This is a genomic window from Furfurilactobacillus milii (assembly GCF_009863985.1).
Taxonomy (GTDB): Bacteria; Bacillota; Bacilli; order Lactobacillales; family Lactobacillaceae; genus Furfurilactobacillus; species Furfurilactobacillus milii_A.
In genome coordinates this window covers 32,084-34,868 of the sequence record NZ_WEZT01000021.1, presented here as the reverse complement: position 1 = coordinate 34,868, position 2,785 = coordinate 32,084, and the positions used below count along the sequence as shown (strand labels likewise).

General features: G+C 46.2%; 3 protein-coding genes and 1 pseudogene. All 4 read right to left on the bottom strand.

Annotated elements, in window-relative coordinates:
* Positions 1–93: 93 nt before the first annotated feature.
* Positions 94–600 (bottom strand): annotated as a pseudogene (locus tag GB992_RS09705) (AzlC family ABC transporter permease); the annotation flags it as partial.
* Between the two features lie 36 nt (positions 601–636).
* Positions 637–1,194, bottom strand: a complete 558-nt coding sequence (locus tag GB992_RS09700) for a GNAT family N-acetyltransferase (RefSeq protein WP_161002271.1) — start codon at positions 1,192–1,194, stop codon at positions 637–639.
* Complete coding sequence (locus tag GB992_RS09695; RefSeq protein ID WP_161002270.1) at positions 1,191–1,748, bottom strand: GNAT family N-acetyltransferase; 558 nt, start codon at positions 1,746–1,748, stop codon at positions 1,191–1,193. Before GB992_RS09695 ends, GB992_RS09700 begins: the two co-directional genes overlap by 4 nt.
* On the bottom strand, positions 1,745–2,230 hold the full coding sequence (locus GB992_RS09690) for an ASCH domain-containing protein (protein WP_161002269.1): 486 nt from the start codon (positions 2,228–2,230) through the stop codon (positions 1,745–1,747). The genes GB992_RS09695 and GB992_RS09690 overlap by 4 nt, the downstream gene beginning before the upstream one ends.
* Between the last annotated feature and the right edge of the window lie 555 nt (positions 2,231–2,785).

The following is a 2,785-nucleotide window of genomic DNA, read 5'->3' as shown; positions in this document are numbered from 1 at the left end:
CCTTTCATGATTGTTTTCGCAAACATCATTTTACAGAAATTTGGCCATGGGCCATTCTTTATTTAATTAGTGTTGCACTTAAAGTGTAAATTCAAGTGCGAAATCCAGACCGAGTCGCTCTGGATGGGCAACCAATTGTCCAAGCAATGCGCCGACACCTGACGCAATCATCCATGTAAAGTACGCAATTAAATTAGCAGTATTAAACCACTCAAATGACATTTTGTGGTCCGTATAATTCACCTTATTCATGCTCAGCGCAAAACTTTCATCGGTCAATAACGCGCCAATGAAAATATTCTTCAACATGCTGTCTTTTTTGAAATAAGGTGCCACTACCGTACTCATTAAGATCATCCGCGCATTCACCAAAAAGACGGCGACCATGATCGACACCACTGGGTTATGGGATACCAGCATGCTCACCATGATAAATTGGGCGGACCCAGCATATGTAATGGCGGACATCAACACTACCATGAGCACACTCAAACCCACGGACTGACTCACCACGCCAAACGCTAAGCCAATGCCAATATAACCAAACACAGTTGGCAACGTATCCTTAATTGCTGTTCTTATATCGAGCTCATCTGTCATGAAGCTAATCACATTCCTTTACGTTCATTTATAAGCTTAAAACTCCGGCCAATCTTGGTGAGCAGCCATCCATGCCGACCCCATAATGCCATATTCATATTGGTCAAACCACTTGCCATCTTGATAAAGGCCCCCGCGGTTCACAACTTCACGTTTGAATCCGACACGTTCATAAGTGTGCACAGCTGCCAAGTTATTGCTGTTCACACCCAAACGAACTTTATACAGACCCATTTCAAAGAAGGCATAGGCCAACATACAATTGATCGCGTCAGTCCCGTAACCGTGACCACGTTCGGCCGGGTCAACGATGCCAATTCCTAGTTCACACACCTGATTTTTCAACTGAATCTCGTCTAACTCGACCCAACCAACTGGGCTGTCATCGGTCTGTTTGCGAACAATCAGCATCATGCCATCTGGCTCGTTGTTAGCCAACATTTTAACGAGGCTTTTGTGTGTTCTAACCGTGGCTAAATCCCACTCGCTACTCCGTGCAAACGCACCAGCCCATTGATGCTCTTGTAGATAAGTTGCATCTCCTTCACGTGCTTCCGTGAGGTTCACTAATCGTCCTTTTAGCACATCTTTCATTTTGTTGCCTCCGTTAATGCACGCCACTCCGTTTGCAAAATTCCGTAACTGTACCGGTCAATTCGCTGACCATCTTGATATAGTGCGCCAACATTAACTCCTTCACGTTTAAAGCCCACCCGTTCATAAATGTGGATAGCCCCGGCGTTATTGCCATTCACTTCTAAGTGAACCCGGTGCATGTTCAACTCGTCAAACGCAAACTTCAAAATAATCCGCAACGCATCCGTGCCGTAACCGTGGCCCTGCTGACTTTCCACGATGGCGATGCCCACTTCTGCACCACGATTCTTCAGTTGAACATCCCCAAGTGAGATCCAGCCAACCGTCGCTTCCGTATCGTTGGCCCGCACCACGTACACGAACTCATCGGTGCCCCAGTGTTCACCTTTAAGATCTTCTTTATAGTCCTCTGGCAACCATACGCGTGACATGTCCATGCTCAGTTGTCTGAACCAGCCATCAGTCCATTGTTCTTGCGCGAATAATTCTGTATCGCCCTGACGTAGTTCGGTTAAATGAACCAACTCTCCACTCATAAAATTACTCATCATTCGTTTGCCTCCAGATTGTCTGCCAAACTTGCCTGCGTTGCCCTTAGTTCAAACACCTCACAACTCATTAATAACTGATTACTAAATTGATAGTGGTCCTGAGCACCTTCTTCACGAAAGAACGCTTCGTGAACCCTGCGCCAATAAGCTAACGTCCGGTCACCCTCGCCTTCGTGATAGGCATGTTCCGCGGATACCTGTTGATAAGGCATTATCTCCGAAACGACATTCTGAATAATCGCAACTGGCTGATCGTCACCGTTTAAAATAATGTCATAGTCACCAACTTGTGTAACCGTCTCACCCTCAATAAAAGCGGATGTCGTCGCCGTCTTTTTACCTTTAACCACTAAGTCGGCTAATTCGTTTGCCATTGACGTTGTCATCCCAAACGACCATGCGTCCGGCTGTGGCAATTGCCGACCGATTGACTGACAGTATGCTTCCCAGAATCTTTTTACTGCTGTATTAGTTTGCTTCATGTGGAGCCCTCCATTGTTGGAATGTCGATATGGTGAATGCTTTTAAGGGATGCTCGGTTCTTACTGAATTTTTCCCAGGGCTTCGGCATCACTCTTCTAAAACGTGCACCTATCGCCCAGAAGTCTGCGCGTAACCCGAAAGCCGTCTCATTCGGAAAACCACCAAATGTGACGGCTTCCACGTTATTGCTCAACTTCTCCCAGGGCTTCGGCATCACTCTTCTAAAACGTGCACCTATCGCTCAAGGTCCTGTGCATAACCCAAAGCCGTCATCCTACAAGCAAAGTACGCTTGCACGCTGCCACCTTTACGTTATTGCTCGAACCTTACCGAGCTTCGGCATCACTCTATAAAAAAAGCACCCAGCTGCTTGCCGAGTGCATGACCACCATGACGACATTCAGTCCTACGTTAACGTTTAAAAAAGTGCACACTGGTCCCCTTAAACGCAGATACGGTGAATTGTCAAACTAAGTGCAACGGTTTGTCAAAAAATACTTCATATGGGGTTTCATAGTTTAACACTTTGCGAGGACGTTGATTTAACTGCTTTT

What these genes read in the sequence shown, in the direction of transcription:
- GB992_RS09700 (WP_161002271.1), bottom strand. Translation starts at nt 1,194, where the DNA reads ATGAAAGATGTGCTAAAAGGACGATTAGTGAACCTCACGGAAGCACGT.
- GB992_RS09695 (WP_161002270.1), bottom strand. Translation starts at nt 1,748, where the DNA reads ATGATGAGTAATTTTATGAGTGGAGAGTTGGTTCATTTAACCGAACTA.
- GB992_RS09690 (WP_161002269.1), bottom strand. Translation starts at nt 2,230, where the DNA reads ATGAAGCAAACTAATACAGCAGTAAAAAGATTCTGGGAAGCATACTGT.